This is a genomic window from Bradyrhizobium amphicarpaeae (assembly GCF_002266435.3).
In the GTDB taxonomy this organism is placed as follows: domain Bacteria; phylum Pseudomonadota; class Alphaproteobacteria; order Rhizobiales; family Xanthobacteraceae; genus Bradyrhizobium; species Bradyrhizobium amphicarpaeae.
This window is the reverse complement of record NZ_CP029426.2, coordinates 516,282-541,552: the sequence shown is the minus strand read 5'-3', so window position 1 is coordinate 541,552 and position 25,271 is coordinate 516,282. Positions and strand designations below refer to the sequence as shown.

General features: G+C 64.3%; 21 protein-coding genes and 1 tRNA gene. 9 read left to right on the top strand and 13 right to left on the bottom strand.

Annotation, left to right across the window (positions count from 1 at the left end):
- Positions 1-38 precede the first annotated feature (38 nt).
- The gene (locus CIT40_RS02580) at positions 39-878 is read right to left on the bottom strand and encodes an SDR family NAD(P)-dependent oxidoreductase (protein ID WP_094891050.1); all 840 of its coding nucleotides are present in this window, start codon (positions 876-878) and stop codon (positions 39-41) included.
- A 318-nt stretch (positions 879-1,196) separates the two neighbouring features.
- Here CIT40_RS02580 and CIT40_RS02575 point away from each other — a divergent pair, with 318 nt between their 5' ends.
- Both CIT40_RS02575 and CIT40_RS02570 read left to right on the top strand, forming a co-directional pair.
- Positions 1,197-2,033, top strand: coding sequence for a xanthine dehydrogenase (locus tag CIT40_RS02575; RefSeq protein WP_094891051.1), 837 nt, complete (start codon positions 1,197-1,199; stop codon positions 2,031-2,033).
- On the top strand, positions 1,931-2,242 hold the full coding sequence (locus tag CIT40_RS02570; protein WP_334265235.1) for a (2Fe-2S)-binding protein: 312 nt from the start codon (positions 1,931-1,933) through the stop codon (positions 2,240-2,242). The genes CIT40_RS02575 and CIT40_RS02570 overlap by 103 nt, the downstream gene beginning before the upstream one ends.
- Positions 2,243-2,455: 213 nt before the next feature.
- On the opposite strand, the gene CIT40_RS02565 is transcribed toward CIT40_RS02570, so the two are convergent.
- Positions 2,456-2,545, bottom strand: a tRNA-Ser gene (locus CIT40_RS02565).
- 194 nt (positions 2,546-2,739) lie between these two features.
- Between CIT40_RS02565 and CIT40_RS02560 the strand changes: the two genes are divergently transcribed.
- Positions 2,740-3,081 carry a hypothetical protein gene (locus CIT40_RS02560; RefSeq protein WP_094891053.1) on the top strand — a complete coding sequence of 114 codons (342 nt, stop codon included), beginning with the start codon at positions 2,740-2,742 and terminating at the stop codon, positions 3,079-3,081.
- Between the two features lie 62 nt (positions 3,082-3,143).
- On the opposite strand, the gene CIT40_RS02555 is transcribed toward CIT40_RS02560, so the two are convergent.
- The 5 genes from CIT40_RS02555 to CIT40_RS02535 form a co-directional block, all read right to left on the bottom strand.
- A complete protein-coding gene (locus CIT40_RS02555) occupies positions 3,144-4,607 on the bottom strand; it encodes a trehalose-6-phosphate synthase (protein ID WP_094891054.1) in 1,464 nt (487 codons plus the stop codon).
- A 239-nt stretch (positions 4,608-4,846) separates the two neighbouring features.
- The gene (gene otsB / locus CIT40_RS02550) at positions 4,847-5,665 is read right to left on the bottom strand and encodes a trehalose-phosphatase (protein WP_094891055.1); all 819 of its coding nucleotides are present in this window, start codon (positions 5,663-5,665) and stop codon (positions 4,847-4,849) included.
- Between the two features lie 4 nt (positions 5,666-5,669).
- On the bottom strand, positions 5,670-7,154 hold the full coding sequence (locus tag CIT40_RS02545) for an MFS transporter (protein WP_162307324.1): 1,485 nt from the start codon (positions 7,152-7,154) through the stop codon (positions 5,670-5,672).
- 295 nt (positions 7,155-7,449) lie between these two features.
- Complete coding sequence (locus CIT40_RS02540; protein ID WP_094897344.1) at positions 7,450-9,489, bottom strand: methyl-accepting chemotaxis protein; 2,040 nt, start codon at positions 9,487-9,489, stop codon at positions 7,450-7,452.
- A 357-nt stretch (positions 9,490-9,846) separates the two neighbouring features.
- Complete coding sequence (locus tag CIT40_RS02535; protein ID WP_094897152.1) at positions 9,847-11,886, bottom strand: methyl-accepting chemotaxis protein; 2,040 nt, start codon at positions 11,884-11,886, stop codon at positions 9,847-9,849.
- Positions 11,887-12,236: 350 nt separating this feature from the next.
- Between CIT40_RS02535 and CIT40_RS02530 the strand changes: the two genes are divergently transcribed.
- The 4 genes from CIT40_RS02530 (at position 12,237) to CIT40_RS02515 (ending at position 17,279) form a co-directional block, all read left to right on the top strand.
- Positions 12,237-12,722 (top strand): (2Fe-2S)-binding protein, encoded by a 486-nt coding sequence (locus CIT40_RS02530; protein WP_094897155.1) that lies wholly within the window; start codon positions 12,237-12,239, stop codon positions 12,720-12,722.
- An 87-nt stretch (positions 12,723-12,809) separates the two neighbouring features.
- Positions 12,810-15,152 (top strand): xanthine dehydrogenase family protein molybdopterin-binding subunit, encoded by a 2,343-nt coding sequence (locus CIT40_RS02525; RefSeq protein ID WP_094897157.1) that lies wholly within the window; start codon positions 12,810-12,812, stop codon positions 15,150-15,152.
- Positions 15,153-15,165: 13 nt separating this feature from the next.
- A complete protein-coding gene (locus CIT40_RS02520) occupies positions 15,166-15,966 on the top strand; it encodes an FAD binding domain-containing protein (RefSeq protein WP_094897160.1) in 801 nt (266 codons plus the stop codon).
- A 206-nt stretch (positions 15,967-16,172) separates the two neighbouring features.
- Positions 16,173-17,279, top strand: coding sequence for a CaiB/BaiF CoA transferase family protein (locus tag CIT40_RS02515; protein WP_094897163.1), 1,107 nt, complete (start codon positions 16,173-16,175; stop codon positions 17,277-17,279).
- A gap of 133 nt (positions 17,280-17,412) precedes the next feature.
- On the opposite strand, the gene hppD is transcribed toward CIT40_RS02515, so the two are convergent.
- The gene (gene hppD, locus CIT40_RS02510) at positions 17,413-18,528 is read right to left on the bottom strand and encodes a 4-hydroxyphenylpyruvate dioxygenase (RefSeq protein WP_094897166.1); all 1,116 of its coding nucleotides are present in this window, start codon (positions 18,526-18,528) and stop codon (positions 17,413-17,415) included.
- A gap of 123 nt (positions 18,529-18,651) precedes the next feature.
- Between hppD and CIT40_RS02505 the strand changes: the two genes are divergently transcribed.
- On the top strand, positions 18,652-19,131 hold the full coding sequence (locus CIT40_RS02505) for an Lrp/AsnC family transcriptional regulator (protein ID WP_162307323.1): 480 nt from the start codon (positions 18,652-18,654) through the stop codon (positions 19,129-19,131).
- A 72-nt stretch (positions 19,132-19,203) separates the two neighbouring features.
- The gene (locus tag CIT40_RS02500) at positions 19,204-19,515 is read left to right on the top strand and encodes a DUF1272 domain-containing protein (RefSeq protein WP_094897171.1); all 312 of its coding nucleotides are present in this window, start codon (positions 19,204-19,206) and stop codon (positions 19,513-19,515) included.
- Between the two features lie 120 nt (positions 19,516-19,635).
- Here the strand turns inward: CIT40_RS02500 and fahA are convergent, their stop codons facing one another.
- The 5 genes from fahA to CIT40_RS02475 form a co-directional block, all read right to left on the bottom strand.
- Positions 19,636-20,910: a fumarylacetoacetase gene (gene fahA / locus CIT40_RS02495; protein WP_094897174.1), complete on the bottom strand. Its 1,275-nt coding sequence runs from the start codon at positions 20,908-20,910 to the stop codon at positions 19,636-19,638.
- 179 nt (positions 20,911-21,089) lie between these two features.
- Positions 21,090-22,436, bottom strand: a complete 1,347-nt coding sequence (gene hmgA, locus CIT40_RS02490) for a homogentisate 1,2-dioxygenase (RefSeq protein WP_162307322.1) — start codon at positions 22,434-22,436, stop codon at positions 21,090-21,092.
- A 2-nt stretch (positions 22,437-22,438) separates the two neighbouring features.
- Positions 22,439-23,395: an MBL fold metallo-hydrolase gene (locus CIT40_RS02485; protein ID WP_094897180.1), complete on the bottom strand. Its 957-nt coding sequence runs from the start codon at positions 23,393-23,395 to the stop codon at positions 22,439-22,441.
- A gap of 25 nt (positions 23,396-23,420) precedes the next feature.
- Entirely contained in the window at positions 23,421-23,645 is a 225-nt protein-coding gene (locus CIT40_RS02480) for a DUF2783 domain-containing protein (protein WP_094897183.1), read from the bottom strand.
- An 8-nt stretch (positions 23,646-23,653) separates the two neighbouring features.
- Positions 23,654-25,270 (bottom strand): FAD-dependent oxidoreductase, encoded by a 1,617-nt coding sequence (locus tag CIT40_RS02475; RefSeq protein ID WP_094897186.1) that lies wholly within the window; start codon positions 25,268-25,270, stop codon positions 23,654-23,656.
- Position 25,271: the final 1 nt, after the last annotated feature.

Below are 25,271 nucleotides of genomic sequence, written 5' to 3'. Positions count from 1 at the left end.
CGACCGGCGTTTTTTTTGGCAACCGACCCTGAGCACGATCACACATGCTGCCCTCCGTTGATCGGTACTTCCGCACCTGTCACATAGCTCGCCGCGTCCGAGCAGAGGAAGAAGATCACCTTTGCGACCTCGTCCGGCGTACCGACGCGGTGCAGCGGAATGATCGGCGCCAGTTGCGCCTCAGTCTCCGGCGACAGGATATCGGTCTTGATCTCGCCCGGCGCAATCGCATTGACTCGAATTCCGAATGGCGCGTAGTCGTGGGCCATCTCGCGCGTCAGGCAGGCGAGCGCGGCCTTCGAGGTCGCGTAAGCCGTTCCGGCGAAGGGATGGACCCGCGATCCCACGATCGATGTGACGTTGACGATGGCGCCTGCGGCCAACTTCAACTCATCGACCAGGCCCTGCGCGAACAGGATCGGCGCCAGCAGATTGACGTGGAACACGTTCATCCAGGTTTCGACCGGCGTCGTCATCGAATTCAGCCGCGAGCCGTCGACGGCCTTCGGCGAGATGCCTGCGTTGTTGATCAGCGCATGCAGCGGGCCACCGTTGAGCCGCTCCTTGATTTCGGCGACCGAGCGCGGCAGCGCGCGATGATCGCTCAATTCGACCTGCACATGATTATCGGCCCCTGAATCCCACGGACACCGACCGCCATCGAACGGTTGCCGGGAGCAGGTGATGATCCGCCAGCCGGCGTCGGAAAACAGCTTTCCCGTTGCGTGACCAATACCGCGCGAAGCACCGGTCAGCACCAGCGTTTTCCGCTCGCCGCCTTGTGCGCGCGACTTGTCGCCATGGAACGGACACAGCGCGGCATCGGGGGCTGGCGCACCGGGCGGACCACCATCGCGATCGAGCAGATCGAGCGTCACGCAAGCTCCTCGCCGCGTCCAACCGGACGCCTGACAATGACAATGCGGGCAACTTTGCAGGAATTGGGCCACGCCTCGCCGCGCGATCTCTGCTGTTTTCGCCGCGTGATGTCGGCTTCACGACACGCTGCAGGGTTCGCGACACGATCGCGTGCGCTTTCGCACCACGCTCGCTGCTTCGTGCGCGTTACGTCTTTCTGAGTGTTGGTCGATGGTTGGGCGCTGATTTTCAATCATTCCAAATGGCCCGGCTCTTGCTCAGCCTGTTTCAAGTCCGATCGTGCCTTGCCCGCACTTACTTTGCACAATTGGTTTCAAATGCCCCAGCCGAACGACCATCGACTCTTCGCCGTTATCCTCGGCACCAACGAGATCGCATCCGCGATCGGCATCCAGTTGATGCGCATCGGATATTGCGTAGTGCTGTCGCACGATCCAGATCCGCCGGTGATCCGGCGCAAGATGGCCTTTCACGACGCACTCTACACCGACACCGCACAACTTGAGGAGTTCGTGGCGGAACGCGTGGACGACGGCGTGCAGGTCTATCAGGCGCTGGCCCGGCCGCCGCAGATCATGGTCACCTGGCTCGGCCTGCTCGACCTGCTTCCAGTGCGCCACATCGACCTCCTGATCGATGCGCGTCTGCAGAAGCGGCGGGTCACGCCCGATCTCAGACGGCTCGCCCGGCTGACCATCGGGCTCGGCCCCGGCTTCTCGTCGAACTTCAACTGCGACGTCGCGGTGGAGACCCGGCCGGGCAAGATCGGGCTCGTCAAGGACACCCGCTGGACCGACGATGCCGACGGCGTCGCGAGCTCGCTCGGCGAGGTCGGCGCGGAGCGCTTTGTCTATTCGCAAGTCTCGGGACGCTGGCACACGCCGATCGAGATCGGCACCCGCGTCTTCCGGGACCTCGTGCTCGGCCACCTCTCCGGCGTTCCCGTGCTCGCCCCGCGCGACGGGATCTTGCGCGGCATCGCTCGCGACGGCAGCGAAGTTCCGGCTGGCGTCAAGCTGCTGGAGATCGACCCTCGCGGCCGCGACGCCCAATGGACCGGAACGGACCAGCGCGGGCGCACCATCGCCAACGCAACGACAGCCGCCGTCAGGCTCCATACCGCCCGACGCACCACACATCGGAATCCGGCGTGATCGTCTGCTCTTGCAACGCCATTAGCGATCACGACATCAGGGGCGCGGTCGTCGCAACGGACGACGCCGTGTTCTCGCCTGCTCAAGTCTACGATTGTCTGGGATGTACCGTCAGGTGCGGACGATGCTCGCAATCCGTGAGACGGATTATCGAGGAGGTACCGCCTCGTAGAGGACAATGCACGAAGCCACCAGATGCGGACCGCTAATATCAAACACCCGAATCATCCTGGCTGTGATCGATTCTCGGATGTAGACAGAATCTCGAACAGAGTTTCTGTCCATCCGTACGCACCTGGATCGGCAATTTCTTCCGAGGTTACTGCTGCATTCTTAGTGTCCGGAGCAAGCACCAGGGGACTCGCGGATGTTATCGCGCGCGATCGTTCAAAGGAGCAGGTTGGCGTACGAAATCGGACAAATGGCGGAGAGAGTGGGATTCGAACCCACGGTACGGTTTCCCGCACACACGCTTTCCAAGCGTGCGCCTTAAGCCACTCGGCCATCTCTCCGGAGCGCCCTCTCTTGAAGGGGCGCCGATGATTTTGCAAGGGATCGCGGGGAAATCGGGTGAATTTTCCATAACATATTGTATTTACGTGATAATATCTGGCACCGCAAATGTCCTGGCGCACCGGCCGGCTGAACCCTTGCCGGGTTTGGCGCGACGATTCACGTGAGACCAGCAAACCCGACTGGGGACGCCATGATCATCCGAAGCACCATCGGCGCCCTCAGCCTGATTTCGGCCCTTGGCTTCGTCTTCGCCGTGCCCGCCGCCGCCCAGGTCTGCACCCGGCAAGGCGTCGACGTGAGCTGCGACGATGGGCGGCGCGGGGTGCTGTCCGGCGATGCCATCCTCTGGCCGGACGGCACGCGCTCGAGTTCGACGCCGCATCAGAGCGTGATCATCGGCAACAAGAGCTCTGTGCATGTCGGGCCCGGCGTGTTCGTCGGCCAGGGCAAGGGCGTGGTGCCGATGGACGATCCCAACGCGCCGAACAAGCGGCAATGCGCCATTCTGGAGGGGGTGTCATATTGCTATTGAGGTCACTCCCTTCGCCCCTTGCGGGAGAAGGGAAGAACATCAAGCAGTTCTCGAGATCTAGACTAGATCAGCCTTACGCCTGAGATCGCCGACTTCAGCCAGCGCAACGCCTGCGGCGGCTGCGTGGCGAGCGGGGCGACCGCGGCCTTCTCGGTCCGGCACGTCTCCAGCTCCGCGACGAAATCGGCCGCCCATTGCTGGATGGTGTGGCCGCGCAACTTCTTCATCATCGCGTCCCAGCGCATCCTGCGCTCGGTGAGCGGCATCGCCGCGGCGACCGCAATCGTGCGCGCCATGCCATCGATGTCGTGCGGATTGACCAGCAGCGCGGCGTCGAGCTCGTTGGCCGCGCCGGCGAATTTCGACAGCACCAGCACGCCGGGGTCGGCCGGATTTTGGGCTGCGACATATTCCTTGGCAACGAGGTTCATGCCGTCATGCAGCGGCGTCACCACGCCGATCTGCGCGGTCCGGTACAACCCCGCAAGCACCGCCTGGCTGAAGCCCTTGTTCAAATAGCGGATCGGCGTCCAATCGACCTCGCCGTGGCGGCCGTTGACGTCGGAAACGAGGCGCGCGACGTCGTTCTGCAGATTGCCGTAGGCTTCAATGCCGCCGCGCGATGGTGTGGCGATCTGGAGCAGCGAGATGCTGCGCGAGAACTGCGGCTGCTCGGTCCAGAGCCGGTCGAACGCGCTGATGCGGTTGACGAGCCCCTTTGAATAGTCGAGCCGGTCGACACCGATCGCAAGGCGCTCGCCATTGAGGCTGCGCCGCAACCGCGATACGTCCGGATGTGAAGCCGATTTCGCCGCGTATTGCGCGAACTTCTCCGCGTCGATCCCGATCGGGAAGACTTCGCAGCGGGTGCGGCCATTCTGCGAGATCGCAACGCCGTCCTCGACGGCGAGGCCGAGTTCGCTCGCGACATAGCCGAGAAAATTCCGGCAATCCTCCTCGGTCTGGAAGCCGAGCAGATCATAGGCCAGCATGGCCGTGACCAGTTCGCGATGATTCGGCACGCCCTGCATCACCGCAGCGACCGGCCACGGCGTATGCAGGAAGAAGCCGATGGGGTCGTCCACGCCGAGATCGCGCAATTCGGCGCCGAGCGCCAGGAAATGATAATCCTGCACCCAGAACGCGGTTTTGTCCTTTCGGAAGCGCATCAAGGCGCGCGCCATGAAGGCGTTGACCTCGCGATAGCTGACGTAATCGTCGCGCGAGACGCGGATCAGATCGCTGCGCGAATGCAGCGCGGGCCACAGCGCCGAATTGGCAAAGCCTTCGTAATAGCCGCCATAATGCGCCGCCGGCAGATCCAGTGTCGCAATCGCGCCCGCTCCGAGCGCTTCGATCTCAGCGAACGGCTCCTTCTGATGGCCGTCACGCACGCGGCCTGAGGAACCCACCCAAATCGCGCCCGAATGTTCCACCACCGGCAACAAGGCCGCCGCGAGGCCGCCCGTCATGGGCTCGTTCGGTTTGCCGCGCGCGACGCGATTTGAAACGACGATCAAGTTCACAGGTCGTCCCCTCCTGTTTCATTCCACCCCATTTAACTGCCGTTCATCAATATGGTTCCTGTCATGGTTTCAACCAATTGAAACCAAAATCGGGCACGCGCGTTGCAATTGGTTTCCCTTTCGGAACTCGAGATTTCCCTGCAGAGTCAAATGCTGATGGCAAGTGCGCAGCACGCTTCGCTGCGCGCGACCTCGCCGTTCCCCGAGCAACATGTCTGGGACGTGGCGGTGCCTTTATTTCACCTTGGGTCGAGCAGCCGGGCAAGAAACGCTCGCACATCGGTCGGCGTGTCGAAATGACCGTTCACGCCCATGGCACGGCGGCCGACCGAGAAGGCAAGCCCGTTCATGTCGGGCATGATCGCGAACACGGTTTCGTCGGTGACGTCATCGCCGATGAAGATCGGACGCCGTCCCCTGAACGGCTCGCGCGTCATCAGCTCACGCACGCCGGTCGCCTTCGTGAAGCCGGCATGCTTGATCTCGCAGACGAACTTGCCGGGCAGAACTTCAATCGGCGCGTTCGGCAGGTCGGCGCGGATCACCGAGACCGCTTCGTAGATCGCCTTTTCCGCATGCGGCGCGAGGCGGTAATGCAGCGCGAGTGAATAGCCCTTGTCCTCGAGCAGAATGCCGGGGCTGAGTTTTGCGATCGCAGCCAGCCGGCGCTTCAGTTCCTTGTCCAGGGGCGGCGCAGGCACGGCATCGGCTTCATTGTCTACCGACAGCCGCATCTCGGCGCCGTGGCCGCCGACAGCGCGAAACACGTCGGGCGCAAAGATCAGATCGATGTCGTTGAGCGAGCGACCGCTCACCAGCGCCAGCGCACCGGAGGTGCGCTGGGTCAGCCGGTTCAGCGTATCCGACAGACCCGGCGGCACCCACACTTCGCGCGGCGTCGGCATCAGGTCGAGCAATGTGCCGTCGATGTCGAGCAGGATAGCGGTCTCGTCGAGATGCGGCACCAGCGCGTGCGGTACCGGCACCGCTTCGGGCGCTTCGTCATCCAGCATGGTGCGGTTCTGGTCCGATGCCATTTCTGCAAGTTCCGATTTCATCAGTCTACTCCATAAAGGCGAGCGGCCGGGCAATTTGTTCGAGCGATTTGCGCTCGGCGGAGACCGCATAGCGCCACGCCACGATCGCGGCCGCGATCATCAGGGCCGCCCCCAGCAGGTAGCCGGCGAACACGCTGGTGCGCGATCCCGTATCGATCAGCACGCCGAACAACGCCGGCCCGGCCACGCCGCCGATCCCGGTGCCGACCGCGTAGAACACCGCGATTGCCAGCGCGCGGACTTCGAGTGGAAAGGTCTCGCTGACAGTGAGATAGGCCGCGCTCGCGGCCGGCGAGGCGAAGAAGAAGATCACCATCCAGGCGATGGTCTGCCCCTGCGCACTGAGCACGCCGATCGAGAACAGATAACCCGACAGCGCCAGCAACAGGCCGGATACGCCATAGGTGAACATGATCATGACACGGCGTCCGAGCGTGTCGAACAGCCGGCCAAGCAGCAGGGGGCCAAGGAAATTGCCGGCCGCGAAGGGGAGCAGGTACCAGCCGACATGATCGGCCTTGATGCCGTAGAAGTCCGTCAGCACCAGCGCGAAGGTGAAGAAGATGGCGTTGTAGAAGAACGCCTGCGCGCTCATCAGCGCGAGACCGACCAATGCGCGCTGGCGGTACGCCGAGAACAGCGTATGCACGACCTCGCGGATTGGCGTGTGGTCACGCATCTTCAGCCGGATCTTGGCGAAGCGCCCCTTATTCGCATCCTGGTCGTGCCCGATCACGGAGCGTTCGATCTCGTCGACGATGGCGTGGGCCTGCTCGGGGCGGCCATGAATCATCAGCCAGCGCGGACTTTCCGGAATCCACATTCGCATCAGGAGTACCACGAGACCGATGACGGCACCGATCAGATAGGCGAGACGCCAGCCGTAATCGGGCGCGATCACGGCGGGATCAAGCAGCACGATGGACGCGACCGCGCCCATGGCGGCGCCGATCCAGAAGCTGCCGTTGATGACGAGATCGGTCCAGCCGCGATAGCGCGCCGGCACCAGCTCCTGGATGGTCGAGTTGATCGCGGTGTATTCGCCGCCGATGCCGGCACCGGTGAGGAAACGAAACAGCGCGTAGCTCGCGACATTCCATGACAGTGCGGTCGCGGCCGTCGCCGAGAGATAGAGTGCCAGCGTGATGAAGAACAGCTTCTTGCGGCCGATGCGGTCGGTCAGCCAGCCGAAGCCGAGCGCACCGAGCACGGCGCCGGCGAGATAGGCGGAATTGGCTATGCCGAGATCGAAATTCGAGAAGTGCAGCGACGGACTTTGTTTCAGCGCACCGGAGAGCGCGCCGGCCAGCGTCACCTCGAGCCCGTCGAGGATCCAGGTGATGCCGAGCGCCAGCACCACGCGGGTGTGAAAGCCGCTCCAGGGCAATGCGTCAAGCCGCGCGGGAATATCAGTCTCGACGATGCGGTCGGCCGCATGTGCGGAAACCACCTCTGCATTGTTCCGCGCTGGGCTTTGCTGCAGTTCCATCGGGCCATTGCGTTCGATCAACGGAAGCGACCCCGGCTCACAGGGTGCGAAACGGGGACGATCCTGTCATTGGGGGTGCGGCATTCGCCTGCGACCTGCGACAACGTCTGCGGCGAGGCCGGGTTCCCCTTGCAAGGGCGCTTGTGGCTCCCCGTTTCGGCTATCGCTGCAAGGAGTTGACGCATGACCGATGTCGGAAAGACGACACAATCGTGCTGGTCAGCGCACAAAAAGGCAAGCGCCCCCTAAGGCGCGCTTGCTCAGTGACAATACTGAATTGAGGATGCGGCGAGCCTTACGCCGCCCGGATATTCCCCATGAACCGATCGAGCTCGGCGCGCAGGCGGGTGCTTTCGGATGACAGCGTCTTGGCCGAGTGCAGCACCTCCTCCGAGGCCGAACCGGTCTCGGCGGCGCCGCGGTTGACCTGACCGATATCGGTGGCCGCGGTCTGGGTGCCCTGCGCCACGGTCTGGACGCTGCGCGCGATCTCCTGCGTCGCGGCGCCCTGCTGCTCCACCGCGCTGGCGATCGAGGTCGAGATCGACGAGATCTGGCCGATGGTCGCGCCGATCTCCTTGATCGCGGCAACCGATTCGGCCGTAGCGCCCTGCATGCCCGTGATGTGCGAGGAAATCTCGTCCGTCGCCTTCGCGGTCTGGCTCGCCAGTGACTTCACCTCGCTGGCGACCACCGCGAAGCCGCGCCCGGCTTCACCGGCGCGCGCCGCCTCGATGGTGGCGTTGAGCGCGAGAAGATTGGTCTGCTCGGCAATCGCGGTGATCAGCTTCACGACCTCGCCGATCTGCTGGGCGGCATGCGAGAGCTTGCCGATGCGCCCGTCGGTTTCCCTGGCCTGGACCACGGCGGCTTCCGCGATGCGGCTGGAATCGCGGACCTGACGGCCGATCTCCTCGACCGAGGCCGAGAGCTCTTCCGTCGCGGTGGCGACCGACTGCATGTTGGAGGAGGCCTGCTCGGACACGCCGGCGACCTGGCTCGACAGGCTCTGGGTGGTCTCGGCGGTGCGGGTCAGCGTGGAGGCCGCGGATTCCAGCTGCACGGCCGAGGCCGACACGTTGGACACGATGGCGCCGACCGCGCTCTCGAAATCGTCGGCAAAGCGAATCAGCTCGGAGCGGCGGGCAGCGCTCGCCTCCCTGTTCTGGGCTTCGCTGGCGGCGGCATCGCGCTCGGCCTTTGCCACGGCCTGGACCTTGAACTCCTCGACCGCACCGGCCATCTCGCCGATCTCGTCCTTGCGGCCGAGACCGGGCAGCACCACGTCGAAATTACCCGAGGCCAGCTCGCGCATCGCCTTGCACATCGCGATCATCGGGCGCGAGATGCCGTTGCCGAGCCACAAGGCCAGCACGGCCCCGATGGCCAGGCCGCCGAGCGCCATCATCAGCATCAGCTGCTCGGTTTCTGCAATGGTCGCGTTGGCGCTCGCCTCGATGCGCTGCTGGTCGGCGGTCAGGTCCGACCGCAGCTCAGCCGAGAGCTTGAGAATGGTCGCCGCCGTCTTTGTCATCTCGCCGTTCGACCTGACGATGATCTTCACGTTCTCGGTCAGCTTCGCGAACGAGGCGCGGTACTGCTTCAGCAGAGTGCCGATCTCGGTGACGCGGTCGGTGATCTTCTGGTCGTTGGCATAGATCGAGACCAGCAGGGTCTCCAGGAACTTGATGCGGGCGATCACGCCATCGGCGGTCTTCGGCTCCGGCTTGGCCACGAAGGCACCGACCGAGGTGGAAACCGCCAGATATTGCGAGGTGATGTCCTTGGCCGTGGTCTGGACCGATGCCAGCCCCCCCAGCGCGGCAGTGTCGGCGAGATCGTCGAACTTGAAGCGGATCTTGTTGCCGACGCTGTTGAGCTCATCGGCCGCGATCTTGTTGTTCTCGCGCGTCAGGACGATGATCTCCCCGAATACCTTCGTGAAGCGCTGGAACTCCGCCTCGAGCTTGCCGACCTGCTCACGGCGGGCGGCGCCGGTCGTGGCCGACATCGACTTGGCGATCGCGCTCTTCAGATTGTTTTCGGCGGCCTTGGCTGCGGTCTCGTCATCGGCCGCCCCCGTCAGGGTATAGGCCCGAGCCAGTCCCTGATAGGCGACCAGCTCGCGATCGACTGTCCGCGCGAGGTCGGCTTCCGACACGCTGGCGCGGTAGGAAGCCACGGCGGCCTGGATCCGCTCGAAGCCGAAATAGGCGAAAGCCATGCTGACGGCGAGGATGGCTAGCACCGCCACGAAGCCGAGGATGATCTTTGCGCGGAAACGCAAGGTTGGCAGCTTCGATTGGTTCGACTTCGACGTGGATTTGACCGACATTTCCCCCACCCCATTCCATTCGCGGAAAACCAGGCGCAGCCCGGAAGCAGCCCGCTTCCTGACTCGCCTTGACGGTAATTGGCAAAGGATAAGCTGTGGTAAATTTGCGGCGCCGCAACTCGCGGTTAGGTGACGCGGGAAATTGTTGAAGTGCGCTTTCTCGCGCCGTTACAAATCGACCGTCGCGCCAGTCTCCGCCGCCGTCCCGGACGAGCGAAGCGAAGATCCGGGGGCCCATAACCACAGAAAAATGTGTTGCGAAGACTCGGAGTTACCTGCTCGCTCCATCGCCACTCCCTGTGGTTCTGGATCCCCGCCTTCGCGGGGATGACAGTTGGGTGGGACGCAGCAGCGAGCTTACGCCGCCCGGATATTCCCCATGAACCGATCGAGCTCGGCGCGCAGGCGGGTGCTTTCGGATGACAGCGTCTTGGCCGAGTGCAGCACCTCCTCCGAGGCCGAACCGGTCTCGGCGGCGCCGCGGTTGACCTGACCGATATCGGTGGCCGCGGTCTGGGTGCCCTGCGCCACGGTCTGGACGCTGCGCGCGATCTCCTGCGTCGCGGCGCCCTGCTGCTCCACCGCGCTGGCGATCGAGGTCGAGATCGACGAGATCTGGCCGATGGTCGCGCCGATCTCCTTGATCGCGGCAACCGATTCGGCCGTGGCGCCCTGCATGCCCGTGATGTGCGAGGAAATCTCGTCCGTCGCCTTCGCGGTCTGGCTCGCCAGTGACTTCACCTCGCTGGCGACCACCGCAAAGCCGCGCCCGGCTTCGCCGGCACGCGCCGCCTCGATGGTGGCGTTGAGCGCGAGAAGGTTGGTCTGCTCGGCAATCGCCGTGATCAGCTTCACGACCTCGCCGATCTGCTGGGCGGCATGCGAGAGCTTGCCGATGCGCCCGTCGGTTTCCCTGGCCTGGACCACGGCAGCTTCCGCGATGCGGCTGGAATCGCGGACCTGACGGCCGATCTCCTCGACCGAGGCCGAGAGCTCTTCCGTCGCGGTGGCGACCGACTGCATGTTGGAGGAGGCCTGCTCGGACACGCCGGCGACCTGGCTCGACAGGCTCTGGGTGGTCTCGGCGGTGCGGGTCAGCGTGGAGGCCGCGGATTCCAGCTGCACGGCCGAGGCCGACACGTTGGACACGATGGCGCCGACCGCGCTCTCGAAATCATCGGCAAAGCGAATAAGCTCGGAGCGGCGGGCAGCGCTCGCCTCCCTGTTCTGGGCTTCGCTGGCGGCGGCATCGCGCTCGGCCTTTGCCACGGCCTGGACCTTGAATTCCTCGACCGCACCGGCCATCTCGCCGATCTCGTCCTTGCGGCCGAGACCCGGCAGCACCACGTCGAAATTACCCGAGGCCAGCTCGCGCATCGCCTTGCACATCGCGATCATCGGCCGCGAGATGCCGGTGCCGAGCAGGAAGGCGAGGACCACACCAAGCAACGTACCGCCGATGGCGAGCATCAGAACCAGTTGCTCGGTCTTCCCGATCGTCGCTTCCGACTCCGTGTCCAGCCGCTGCTGTTCGGCGACGAGGTCCGCCTTCATGGCGGTGGCGCCTTGCAGGATCGCGCCGGCCGAGCCGCTCATCTCCTTGACGAGGTCGTCGACCAGCTTGGCGTTGGCGATCAGCTTCTCCAGCGCCTCGCGATAGGCGGTGAGGATGGCCTTGGCGTCCTTCAGGCCGGCAACGATCTTCTCGTCCATGGAATAGACCGCGCCGAGCGAGTTCTCGACGAATTTCAGCCGCGCCAGCGCGCTGGTCGCGATCGCCTGATCGGACGTCAGCACGAAATTGGTGGCGGCAGCGCTCGCGGTCTGGAATTGGGCGTTGACCTGCTTGGTGCCGAACTCGATCGCCTGCGCCTCGGAATCGGAAGCGTTGTTGCCGACGTCGTCGAGCTTGTACTTCAGGAGATTGGCCTGGCGCTGCAACTGGTTCTGCACCAGCAACGTGCTGTCACGCTTGGCCTGGAGGACCTTGCCGAAGGTCGCGGAGAAATTCGCGAACTCCTTGGCGAGCTTGTCGAGACCTTCCTTTCGCGCCGGGGTCTTGACGTTCTTGACGGCCTGTTCGATGGCATTTTTCAGGCTGGCCTCGGCATCGAGCGCCGCCTTGGCATCGTCTTCCTTGCCGGTCACGACGAAATATTTGGCGGCCGCACGGTAGCCGAGCAGCTCGCGGTCGATGTTGCGGGCGAGATCGGCCTCCGACACGCTGCTGCGGTACGACCCGACTTCGGACGAGACCCGCTCGAAGCCGAAATAGGAGAAGGCCATGCTGCCGGCGGAAATCGCCAGCACGACCGCAAATCCCAGGATGATCTTGGCGCGGAACCTGAGGGTCGGAAATATTGTGCGCTTAGACGGCGACGCGATACGCCCGGTCATTCCCACCCCCAAAAGATCAGTTCTTGCACGTGCAGCACGGTCCGGGAGCAGCCCTCCCCGATCCGGATGCGCAAAACTAGGGCAGAATCAATAAAGGGCGGTAAATTCGGCCGACCCGCACAAATTTCGGCTCTCATCGGCCAAAGGCCGATCCATCCCAGGGCGGAAGACGGCTGGCATCCCAAGTTGGCCGGACCGCTGGTTTCGGGTCCCGTGCACCACGCAAATCCTCGCGCGCCCGGGGCATCAATGACTTTTCCATGACGCAGGCGACCAAAATCCTAGTTGCAAAGTTCCGGGTCGCTGTCTCTAATTAGAAGCAATCAAAATCAATCCCGGGAGGACTTCAGGTGTCTACAGTCAAAATGACAGTGAACGGCAAAGCCGTTGCTGTCGACGTCGAGGACCGCACGCTGCTGGTCCAGCTGCTGCGCGATCACCTCAATCTCACCGGGACCCACGTCGGCTGCGACACCAGCCAATGCGGCGCCTGCGTCGTGCACATGGACGGCCGCGCCGTGAAATCCTGCACCATGCTCGCGGGCCAGGCCGACGGCGCCAGCATCACCACCATCGAAGGCATCGCCAAGGGCGACGAGTTGCACCCGATGCAGGCCGCCTTCCGCGACAATCACGGCCTGCAATGCGGCTATTGCACGCCGGGCATGATCATGTCGGCGATCGACATCGTGCACCGTCACGGCGGCCAGCTCGACGAAGCCACCGTCCGCACCGAGCTCGAAGGCAACATCTGCCGCTGCACCGGCTACCACAACATCGTCAAGGCCGTGCTGGATGCAGCCGGGCGCATGAAGGTCTCGCAGGCAGCCGAGTAGAGCGGCGCGCTTCGAACGAACACAAAATCACTGCTGCCGCTCTCGAAGGAAAGCGCAGCCATAAAATTCCGGTCGGGAGGACCAGTCATGGGTGTTGAAGGCATCGGCGCACGCGTCGTGCGCAAGGAAGACAAGCGTTTCATTACCGGCAAGGGCCGCTACGTCGACGACATCAAGCTGCTGGGCATGACCCATGCCCATTTCGTCCGCAGCCCGCACGCGCACGCCAAGGTGAAGGGGATCGATTCCTCCGCGGCGCTGAAGATGCCGGGCGTGGTCGCCGTGCTCACGGGCCAGCAGATCGTCGACGACAAGGTCGGCAACCTCATTTGCGGCTGGGCCATCACCTCGAAGGACGGCAGCCCGATGAAGATGGGCGCATGGCCGGCAATGGCGCCGGAGACGGTGCGTTTCGTCGGTCAGGCCGTCGCGGTCGTGATCGCCGAGACCAAGAATCTGGCGCGCGATGCGGCGGAGGCCGTCGTCGTCAGTTACGAGGAACTTCCCGCGGTCGCCGACGTCCACGCCGCGATCAAATCAGGCGCGCCGCAGCTTCATCCCGAGGCTCCCGGCAACCAGGTCTATGACTGGGTGATCGGCGACGAGGGCGCCACCGATGCCGCCTTCGCCAAGGCCGCCAATGTGGTGAAGCTCGACGTCACCAACAACCGTCTCGCCCCGAACGCGATGGAGCCGCGGGCGGCGATCGCCGATTACGACGCGGCGGAAGAGCATTTCACGCTCTATACGACCTCGCAGAACCCGCACGTCGCCCGCCTCGTGCTGTCGGCGTTCTACAACATCGCCCCCGAGCACAAGCTGCGCGTGATCGCGCCCGACGTCGGCGGCGGCTTCGGCTCCAAGATCTTCATCTATCCCGAGGAGATGGTGGCGCTGTGGGCTTCGAAGAAGGTCGGCCGTCCCGTGAAATGGACCGGCGATCGCACCGAGGCCTTCCTCACCGACGCGCATGGCCGCGACCATGTGACCCATGCCGAGATGGCGTTCGACGCCCAGAACAAGATTTTGGGCCTGAAGGTGAAGACCTACGCCAATTTCGGCGCCTATATGTCGCTGTTCTCGTCGTCGGTGCCGACCTATCTCTACGCGACGCTGTTGTCGGGCCAGTACAACATCCCGGCGATCCATGCCGAGGTGGTTGGCGTCTACACCAACACCACGCCGGTCGACGCCTATCGCGGCGCGGGCCGTCCCGAGGCGAGCTATCTGATCGAGCGGCTGATGGAAACGGCGGCGCGGCAGCTGAAGGTCGATCCGGCCCAGCTGCGGCGGAGCAACTTCATCACCCAGTTCCCGCACCAGACGCCCGTCATCATGGCCTACGATATCGGCGACTTTAACGCCTCGCTCGATGCCGCGATGAAGGCGATCGACTATGCCGGCTTCCCCGCCCGCAAGGCCAAGGCGAAAGCCGACGGCAAGCTGCGCGGCATCGGCTTGTCCTGCTACATCGAGGCCTGCGGCATCGCGCCGTCGAAGGCGGTCGGCAGTCTGGGCGCCGGCGTCGGTCTGTGGGAATCGGCCGAGGTACGCGTCAACCCGGTCGGCACCATCGAGATCCTCACGGGCTCGCACAGCCACGGCCAGGGTCACGAGACCACGTTCTGCCAGCTCGTCGCGGAGCGCCTCGGCGTTCCCATCAGCCAGGTCTCGATCGTCCATGGCGATACCGACAAGGTGCAGTTCGGCATGGGTACCTACGGCTCGCGCTCGGCGGCCGTGGGCCTCACGGCGATCCTGAAGGCGATGGAGAAGATGGAATCCAAGGCCAAGAAGATTGCAGCGCATGCGCTGGAAGCTTCCGAGGCCGACATCGTCATCGAGAACGGCGAGTTCAAGGTCACAGGCACCGACAAGGCGATTGCGCTGCCGATGGTCGCGCTCGCGGCCTATACCGCGCACAATCTGCCTGACGGGATGGAGCCGGGTCTGAAGGAAAGCGCCTTCTACGACCCGACCAACTTCACCTTCCCGGCCGGGACCTATATCTGCGAGCTCGAGGTCGACTCCGGCACCGGCAAGACCTCCTTCGTCAACTTCGTCGCGGCCGACGATTTCGGCCGGCTGATCAACCCGATGATCGTCGAGGGCCAGGTCCATGGCGGCCTCGTTCAAGGCATCGGGCAGGCGCTGCTGGAACATGCGATCTACGATGCCAGCGGCCAGCCGGTCACGGCCTCGTTCATGGACTACGCCATGCCGCGCGCCGACGACGTGCCCTCCTTCAACCTCTCCCACACCACGACGCTGTGCCCGGGCAATCCCCTCGGCATCAAGGGTTGCGGTGAGGCTGGCGCGATCGGCGCCTCTGCTGCCGTGATCAACGCGATCACGGATGCGATCGGCACGAACAATCTGGAAATGCCCGCGACCCCTGACCGGGTGTGGCGCACGATCCACGCCGCTTAAGGGAGGAACCAAGATGTACCAGACCACCTATCATCGCGCTTCCTCGGTCGACGAAGCCGTCAGCCTGTTCGCCAAGGGCAGCGAGTCCAAGTTCCTTGCCGGCGGCCAGACGCTGCTGCCTGTGATGAAGCAGCGCCTCGCCAGTCCGTCCGACGTCATCGACCTCGGCAAGATCAAGGAGCTGCAGGGCGTCGAATTGTCGGGCGATACGCTGACCATCAAGGCCGGCACGATCTATTACGACATCATGACGAATGCCGATGTGAAGAAGGCGATTCCTGCAATCGCCCATCTCACCTCCGTGCTCGGCGATCCCGCGGTGCGCTATCGCGGCACGATCGGCGGCTCGATTGCCAACAACGACCCTGCGGCGGACTTCCCCGCCGCACTGCTCGCACTTGGTGCCACCGTGAAGACCAACAAGCGGTCGATCTCCGCCGAGGACTTCTTCCAGGGCCTGTTCACCACGGCGCTCGAAGACGGCGAGATCATCACCGCCGTGTCGTTCCCGGTGCCGGCGAAAGCGGGCTACGAGAAGATGCGGCATCCGGCCTCGCGCTTTGCGCTGACCGGCGTGTTCGTCGCGCAGACCAAATCGGGCGAGGTTCGGGTGGCAGCCACGGGTGCCTCACAGAGCGGCGTGATGCGGGTACCCGCGATCGAAGCTGCGCTGAAGGCGAACTGGTCGCCGTCGGCGATCGACGGCGTCAGCATTTCGGCGAGCGGATTGCTGGCCGATATCCACGGCACCGCGGAGTACCGCGCCAACCTCGTCAAGGTGATGGCGCAGCGCGCGGTCGCGGCTGCCGGCTGACGCTCACGCGCTAGCGTCTCGACGCAAATTTTCCGCGGCGCGCACTTCGGTGCGCGCCGTTTTATTTTGGCCATGCGGCATCAAAAGCGCTTGCCTCGCTGGCGTGAAGGCGAGAAAAGTTAATCAGCCGATTAACTCGTTCCAAGAAGAATGCCAGCGGCGATTGCGAACCATCGGCAATCGCCCGCGACCCGAGGAAACAACACGTGCTCGACAAATCAGCCCCCTCCGCGTCCGTCCGCGCCTCCGGCCCCCTCTCGGGCTTCCGCATCGTCGAGTTCGCCGGCATCGGCCCCGGCCCGTTCGCCTGCATGATGCTGGCCGACATGGGCGCCGAGGTCGTCACGCTGGACCGCGTCGGCGCCAAGAAGAGCATGAAGTCGGTGGCGGGGCGCGGCCGCAAGGTGATCGAGCTCGACCTCAAGGACAAGGCGGCGATCGCGCAAGTGCTGGATCTGCTCGCCAGCGCCGATGCGCTGGTCGAAGGCTTCCGTCCCGGCGTGATGGAGCGCCTCGGACTCGGGCCGGACGTCGTGCTCGCACGCAATCCCAAGCTGGTCTTCGGCCGGATGACCGGCTGGGGCCAGGAAGGCCCGCTCGCCAATGCCGCCGGCCACGACATCAATTACATCTCCATCACCGGCGCGCTCGCCGCGATCGGTACCAAGGAAGCGCCGGTGCCGCCGCTCAACCTCGTCGGTGATTTCGGCGGCGGCGCGCTCTATCTCGTCGTCGGCGTGCTCGCCGCGCTGCTGGAAGCCTCGCGCTCCGGCAAGGGCCAAGTTGTTGATGCCGCGATGTGCGATGGAGCGGCATCGCTGATGTCGTTCTTCTTCGACATGACGACGCTCGGTCGCTGGACCGAGGGACGCAACCAGAACTTCCTCGACGGCGGCGCGCATTTCTACGGCGTCTATGAATGCGCCTGCGGTCACTTCGTCTCGATCGGCTCGATCGAGCCGCAGTTCTACGCGCTGCTGCGCGAGCACGCGGGCCTGACGGACGCCGATTTCGACGCGCAGATGAACCCGAAGGCCTGGCCGGCGCTGAAGGAAAAGCTGAAGGCGGTGTTCAAGAGCAAGACGCGCGAGGACTGGTGCAAGATCATGGAAGGCACCGACATCTGCTTCGCACCGGTGCTGACCATGTCGGAAGCCACCAAGCATCCGCACATGGTCGCGCGCAACGTGTTCATCGAGCGCCACGGCGTGAAACAGCCCGCGCCGGCGCCGCGCTTCTCACGGACACCGTCAGGGGTGCGTGAACCGGAGGCAGCGGAGATCGGCGCGGTGATGGCTGCGTGGAAGCGATAGATCCAGCCGCGGCAAAGATTTCGGAGGGTCGGCAAAGGCGCAAAGCGCCGTGCCGACCATCCTTCACATACCACGACGGAATTGGTGGGCACGCCTACGCTTTGCCCACCCTACGGCAGCATACCCGGCGTCCCTACGCCGCATCCACCTTCAACACCCCGCGCCGGATCTGATCCTCCTCGATCGATTCGAACAGGGCCTTAAAATTGCCCTCGCCGAATCCGTCGTCGCCCTTGCGCTGGATGAACTCAAAGAAGATCGGGCCGATCGCGTTGGCTGAGAAGATCTGCAGCAGCACCTTGGTCTGGCCGCCTTCCATCACGCCTTCGCCGTCGATCAAAATGCCGTTCTTCTGCAGCCGCGCGATATCTTCGCCATGCTTGGGCAGTCGCGGGTCGATGCGCTCGAAATAGGTCTCGGGCGGCGACGGCATGAAGGGCAGGCCGGCATCGCGCAGGCCCTCAATGGTGCGATAGATGTCGCGGCAGCCGCAGGCGATGTGCTGGATGCCCTCGCCGCGATAGGTCTTCAGATATTCCTCGATCTGGCCGGCATCGCCGGCATCCTCGTTGATCGGAATCCGGATCTTGCCGTCCGGGCTGGTCAGCGCGCGCGAGAACAGGCCGGAGGCGCGGCCCTCGATGTCGAAGAAGCGTATCTGACGGAAGTTGAATATCCTCTCGTAGAATCCGGTCCAGACATCCATGCGGCCGCGATGGACGTTGTGGGTGAGATGATCGAGATAGAAAAGGCCGGCACCGGCAGGCCGAGGATCTTGCGCGCCGAGCCATTCGAACTCGGCATCATAGGCCGAACCCTTGGCGCCATAGCGATCGACGAGATAGAGCAGGCTGCCGCCGATGCCTTTGATCGCGGGCACGTCCAGCGTCCTCTGCGCCGATGGCACGTCGGCAGGCTCGGCCCCGAGCGAAATCGCGCGGTCATAAGCCGCCTTCGCATCGACGACGCGGAACGCCATCGAGGGCGCGCAGGGACCGTGCGCGGCGACGAACTCGTAGCCATGCGTGCCGGGCTCTTCGTTGACGAGATAGTTGATGTCGCCCTGGCGATAGACCGTGATCTTCCTGGTCTTGTGGCGCGCGACGGGCACATAGCCCATCAGCTTGAACAGCGCGTGCAGCTCTTTTGGATCGGGATGCGCATATTCGACGAACTCGAACCCGTCGGTGCCCATCGGATTGTCGGCGCTGACGGTGGCCGGCGGTGCGTCGTGCGGAAACGGTCCCATGAATGGTTCTCCCGGATTGCTGCTGGGAGGAACTATCCTTCATGGGGCTTGCAATGAGCGTGCAAACGGGACGGCTTTTGGCTACCCTATGCACGATCCGTGCATAAAATGGACAAGTGCCGCATGATTTCGGTTGACGCCTTCGACCTCAAGATCCTCCGTGCGCTCCAGGACGATGGCCGCCTCACCAACCAGGAGCTCGCCGACCTCGCGGGACTGTCGGCCTCGCAATGCTCGCGCCGGCGGATGCGGCTGGAGGAGGAGAAGGTCATCGCGGGCTATCACGCCGATCTCTCCAGCGAGGCGCTCGGCTTCGGCGTGATCGCCTTCATCCAGGTGACGCTTGCGACGCACTCGCCGGACAATTCGAAGCGGTTTCGCGCGCTGGTTGGCCGTATCGACGAGATCCAGGAGGCCTATTCGCTCACCGGTGATGCCGACTACGTGCTGAAGGCGGTGCTGCGCGATCTCAAGGGCCTCTCCAACCTGGTCAACGACGTCCTGATGCCGCACCAGAGCGTGGCCCATGTGCGCTCCTCGATCGTGCTCGACAGGCTGAAGGAGAGCTCGAAGCTGCCGCTGAAGGAGATCAAGCCCGGCTGAAATCGAGGGAACTACGTCATTCGCGCTCCACGCAAGATCTGCGATGATCACAGCCGATCCCGAGATTCAGCCATGGCCCTCCAGCTTCGACCGAACTGCGAATATTGTGACCGCGACTTGCCGCCCGATGCGGTGGAGGCGCGAATCTGCTCCTATGAATGCACGTTCTGCGTGGATTGCGTCGAGACCAAACTCTCCAACGTCTGCCCGAACTGCGGCGGCGGCTTTGCGCCGCGCCCGATCAGACCTACGCAGGAGTGGCGACCGGGCGTCTGCGCTGTGAAACAGGCGCCGTCGGACAAACGGGTGCACTTGAAGTACACCGTGGAGGACGTCGCCGCGCATTGCGCGCGGGTGCGCGATGTGCCGCCGGAGAGGCGGTGAGCTCTTTCCACGTCATTGCGAGCGAAGCGAAGCAATCCAGAAATGCATCCGCGGATGCAGTCTGGATTGCTTCGTCGCAAGGGCTCCTCGCAATGACGGAGGTTGTGGCAAGGACCGCGGCTACTCCGCCGCCAGAATCGTCCCCTCCACCTCGCCGAACCCGACGCGATAGCCGTCGCCCTGGCACCAGCCGCGCATGACGAGGCTGTCGCCGTCCTCCAGGAACGAGCGCTTCACTCCGCCCGGCAACTCGACCGGCTCTGTGCCGTTCCAGCTGATCTCGAGCAGGCTGCCGCGCTGGTTCTTCTCGGGACCGGAGATCGTGCCGCTGCCGAGGAGATCGCCGACATTCATGGCGCAGCCGGAGGAGGCGTGGTGCATCAGCTGCTGCACCGAGGACCAGTACATGTATTTGAAATTGGTGCGGCTGATGCCGGCGGGCGCGTTGGCGCCGGCCGCGCGCAAGGAGACGTCGAGCGCGATGTCGTAGTTCTGCGGCTTGCCCTGCCTGAGATAATCGAGCGGCACCGGCTCCTGCTCCGGCCCCTTCAGGCGGAACGGCTCCAGCGCCTCGCGCGTCACCACCCACGGACTGATCGAGGTCGCAAACGCCTTTGCCAGGAACGGACCGAGCGGCACGTATTCCCATTGCTGGATGTCGCGCGCGCTCCAGTCGTTGAGCAGCACGAAGCCGAAGATCATCTCCGCGGCCTGCTGCTCGCTCAACATGCCACCCATGGCTGAGGGCTGGCCGATCACGACGCCCATCTCCAGCTCGAAATCGAGCCGCTTGCACGGGCCGAAGCTCGGCGCGTCCACATTCGGCGGCTTCAGCTGCCCGCGCGGGCGCTTCACCTTGGTGCCCGACACGACGACGGTCGAGGCGCGGCCGTTATAGGCGATCGGCATGTGCAGCCAGTTCGGCTGCAGCGCGTTGTCCTTGCCGCGGAACATCACGCCGACATTGGTGGCATGCTCTTTCGACGAATAGAAATCGGTGTAGCCGGAGACGGCGAACGGCAGATGCAATCTCGCATCACGCATCGCCACCAGCGCGCGGCCGCGCAGCTCTTCGTTATCGCGTAACTCCGGATGATCGTGCCGCAGCAGCTCGCTGATCCGCGCCCGTGTCCTGCTCCAGACCTTCGGCCCCAGCGCCATGAACGCATTCAGCGACGGCCCGGAGAAAACGCCGAGCGGACCGACCTCGAGCCGGGAATCCTGCTCGAGCTCCCAGAGATCGAGCACGCAAGCGCCGATCGCGACGCCAACACGCGGCGTCGGATTGGCAGGGGTCGAGAACACGCCGTAGGGCAGGTTCTGGATCGGGAAGTCGGAAGAAGGGTCGACCTCGATGAAGGAGCGGAGGCTGGGGTCGTTGGGATGGGTTGTCACGTTCGGCTCAATTCCTTCTTCCTTCTCCCCTTGTGGGAGAAGGTGGCGCGAAGCGCCGGATGAGGGGTCTCTATCCACATGTCCAAATGTGAGAGGTTCACTCGCGGAGAGAGACCCCTCACCCGTCTCACCGCTGCGCGGTGAGCCACCCTCTCCCACAAGGGGAGAGGGGAAGAAAGCTACCGCTTGCTCGGATCGAACCGCTTCTCCAGGCCCTTCCAGCAATCCGCGTAATCGTCCTGCAGCGTCGAGGCATTCGCTGCATGGGCGGTGACGCGCTGCGGGTAGCGGGTCTCGAACATGAAGGCCATGGTCCCCGTCAGCTTCACCGGCTTCAATTCGCCGTTGCTGGCATGCTCGAAAGCGTCACGGTCCGGTCCGTGCGGCAGCATGCAATTGTGCAGGCTCATGCCGCCGGGGACGAAGCCCTGCGGCTTGGCATCGTAGACGCCGTAGATCAGGCCCATGAACTCGCTCATGATGTTCATGTGATACCAGGGCGGACGGAAGGTGTTGTCGGCCACCATCCAGCGCTCGGGGAAGATCACGAAGTCGATATTCGCCGTGCCCGCCGTCTCCGACGGCGAGGTCAGCACGGTGAAGATCGAGGGATCCGGATGATCGAAGCCGATCGCGCCGACGGGAGAGAAGGTGCGCAGATCGTATTTATAGGGCGCGTAATTGCCGTGCCAGGCGACGACGTCGATAGGCGAATGCGGCAAATTGGTCTTGAACAGCGCCCCGCCCCATTTGACGAACAGCTCGGTCGGCGTGTCCTTGTCCTCGTAATGCGCGACCGGCGTCAGGAAGTCGCGCGCGTTGGCCAGGCAATTGGCGCCGATCGGCCCGCGCTCCGGCAGCGTGAACGCGCCGCCGTAATTCTCGCAGAGATAGCCGCGCGCCGGCCCGTTCGGAATCTCGACGCGGAACTTGACGCCGCGCGGGATCACCACGATCTCGCCAGGCTCGGCATCGATGCGGCCGAACTCCGTGACGAGACGCAGATCCCCCTGCTGGAGCACGAACATCAGCTCGCCGTCGGCATTGTAGAAATGCTGGTCCACCATCGATTTGGTGATGAGATAAACATGCGCGGCCATGCCGGCCTGCGTGTTCACGTCGCCCGCCGTCGTCATGGTCTGCACGCCCTGGACGAAGGTCACATCGTCCTTCGGAAGCGGCGTCGGGTCCCAGCGCATCTGCGCGATCGGCAGATCGTATTCGTGGCACGGCGCCGAGCGCCACAGCCCGGCATCGGCCTTCTCGAAGCGGCCGGAATGCTTCACCGAGGGCCGGATGCGATAGAGCCAGGAGCGCTCATTGCTGCCGCGCGGCGCCGTGAAGGGCGAGCCGGAGAGCTGCTCGGCATAGAGGCCGTAGGCGCAGCGCTGCGGTGAGTTGCGTCCGATCGGCAGCGCACCCGGCAGCGCCTCGGTCTCGAAGCTGTTGCCGAAGCCGGACATGTAGCCCGGCGTGACCTGGGCCGAGCTGCGGATGATCTGGTCGGGCGAGGTGTTGATGTTCATGTCTATCCTCCTCCTTGCAGGGCGGCCCACATCTCCTGGTCGCGCTTGTCGGTCCAGATCACGGGATCGTCGATCCCCGACGCCTCGTCATAGGCGCGCGACACGTTGAACGGCAGGCAGTGCTCGTAGATGGCGAAGCTGGAGAACTTCGGATCCATCACCTCGCGCGTCGCGGCCATCGATTCCTTTAAGCTGCGTCCCTTGGCGACCGAGATTTCGGCGGCGCCGTAGAGCGAGGTGACGAAGTCGCGCGTCATCGCGATGGCTTCGCGCACGGTCGCCGTGCCCTTCAACGCATCGCCCCGCCCCGGCGCGATCGCCTTGGGATTGAAGTTGCGGATCTCGTTCAGCGTCATCGGCCATTCGCGCAAGTGAGCATCGCCGCAATAGCAAGCCGAGTGATATTCGATGAGGTCGCCGGAGAACATGACTTCGGCGTCGGGCACCCAGGCGACGATATCGCCGGAGGTGTGGCCGGCGCCGAGCTGCATCAGGCGCACCTCGCGCTTGCCGAGAAAGATCGACATCTCGCCTTCGAAAGTGAGCGTCGGCCAGGTCAGGCCGGGAATGCTGGCGGCATCCTGAAACAGGCGTGGGAAGCGACCGTATTCGGAATCCCAATCCTGCTGGCCGCGCTCCTCGATAAGGCGATAGGTCTCCTGCGAGGCGACGATGCCTTGCGCCTTGTAGGCGGAGGCCCCGAGCACGCGCACGGCGTGATAGTGCGACAGCACGACATATTTGATCGGCTTGTCGGTGACTGTCTTGACGCGCTCGATCACCTTGTTCGCCATCGCCGGCGTCGACTGTGCGTCGAACACCAGGCAGCCGTCGTCGCCGACGATGATCGCCGTATTGGGATCGCCCTCGGCGGTGAAGGCGTAGAGATCAGTCCCGATCTCGGAGAAGGTGATTGTCTTCTCGGAGAGATCGCCGGTGGATGCGAAGTTCTTCGCCATCAATTCGTCCTTTGGGTGTTTTGGGTCATTGCTGCTGTTGTTGCTGCTGCTGGCCGTCGATCATGCGGCGCCTGGCGAGCCCGATCGCCTCGCGCAGCACATCGATGTCGCCGATATGGTTGGCGAGGATCAGCACCAGCGCCGAATCGAAATCGGCGCTCTGCTCCTCAGTGAACCCGCGATGCGCCTCGACGATGGCGCGAAAGGCGTCGTCGGGCCGCGCAAAGTTGGAGCTGGTGGACAGCGGCATGCGGAACCTCAATTGAGACCTTGGGCCTGCGACAACGCCGCCGCGATCGCGGCACGGGTCGGATGGCGGAAGCGCGCGGCAACATAGCCATCGGGCCTGAGCAGATAGGCCGTGCCGGGCGCGGCGTCGTAGCGCTTTGCGACAAGGCCCGAGGGATCGGCAAGTCCGCCCTCGCCGCCGACGCGAACACTCTTGAGACCATCGGGCACGTCGATCGCCGTGCCATTGCTGAACGACAGCAAGGTGAAGTCCGTTCCACCCCTGCGGAAGGCGTCCGTCAGATAGGCGCGCTCTGCAATTGGCGCATCGAGCATGGAACAGCCGGGCGACGGTCCGCCGCGCCACGCGTCCAGATCGGGCGACGACAGCGGCGTATCATAGCTGCACGGCACCGACAGCCGCCCGCCATTGACCATGCGCTTGCCGAACTCGGTCTCCTTGGCCAGCGACAGCACCGCCTTGCGCAGCCGCGCTTCCTGATGCGAGTTCGGCGCCATGAAGTCGGTCGAGCGGGTGGATTCGCGGATGTTCTCGTCGGCCGCCAGGCTGCGCTCGGCATGGTAGCTCTCGAGCAGGCTCGCGGGCGAGGTGCCGCGCAGCACGCGGTCGAGCTTCCACGACAGGTTTTCGGCGTCCTCGAGCCCGGAATTGGCGCCGCGGGCGCCGAACGGCGAGACCTGATGCGCGGAATCGCCGGCAAAAATCACGCGGCCATGGATGAAGCGGTCCATCCGCCGGCACTGGAATTTGTAGAGCGAGATCCACTCGAACTCGAACGCGTCATGGCCGAGCATGCGCGCGATCCGCGGCCGCACGTTTTCGGGCTTCTTCTCGAGAGCCGGATCGGCGTAGCGATTGAGCTGGAGATCGATGCGCCAGACGTCGTCGGGCTGCCGGTGCAGCAGCGCCGAGCGTCCCGCGTGGAACGGCGGGTCGAACCAGAACCAGCGTTCGGTCGGGAATTCCGCGGTCATCTTGACGTCGGCGATCAGGAACTGGTCCTCGAACACCTGGCCTGCGAACTCCGCGCCGACCATCTGCCGCAGCGAGGAGCGCGCGCCGTCGCAGGCAATCACATATTGCGCGTGCAGGCGATAGGCGCCCTCCGGCGTCTCGATCGTCAACGCGACGCCGTCATTGCGGCTCTCCAGCGCCGTCACCTTGTTGCGCCAGCGCAGGTCGATCCCGGGCAGATCGCTGATGCGATCGACCAGATAGGCCTCGGCATAGTATTGCTGGAGATTGATGAAGGCGGGCCGCTTGTGGCCGTCCTCGGGGAGCAGGTTGAACTGATAGAGCAGGGACTCGCCGTGGAAGATCCGGCCGACGCTCCACACCACGCCCTTGGCGACCATGCGGTCGCCGACGCCGAGCCGGTCCCAATATTCCAGCGATCGCTTCGAGAAGCAGATCGCGCGCGAGCCCTCACCGATGCGATCGGCGTCGTCCAACAGGACGACGCGCTGGCCGCGCTGGGCGAGATCGATCGCGAGCGACAGCCCGACCGGGCCGGCGCCGACCACCACGACCGGATGCTCGGCCGGATTCGGACCGGGACGATCCTGGTCGGAGTGACGGCGATAGCCGAATTGGATTTTGGCCTGATGCGTATTGGCCTGCGCCATG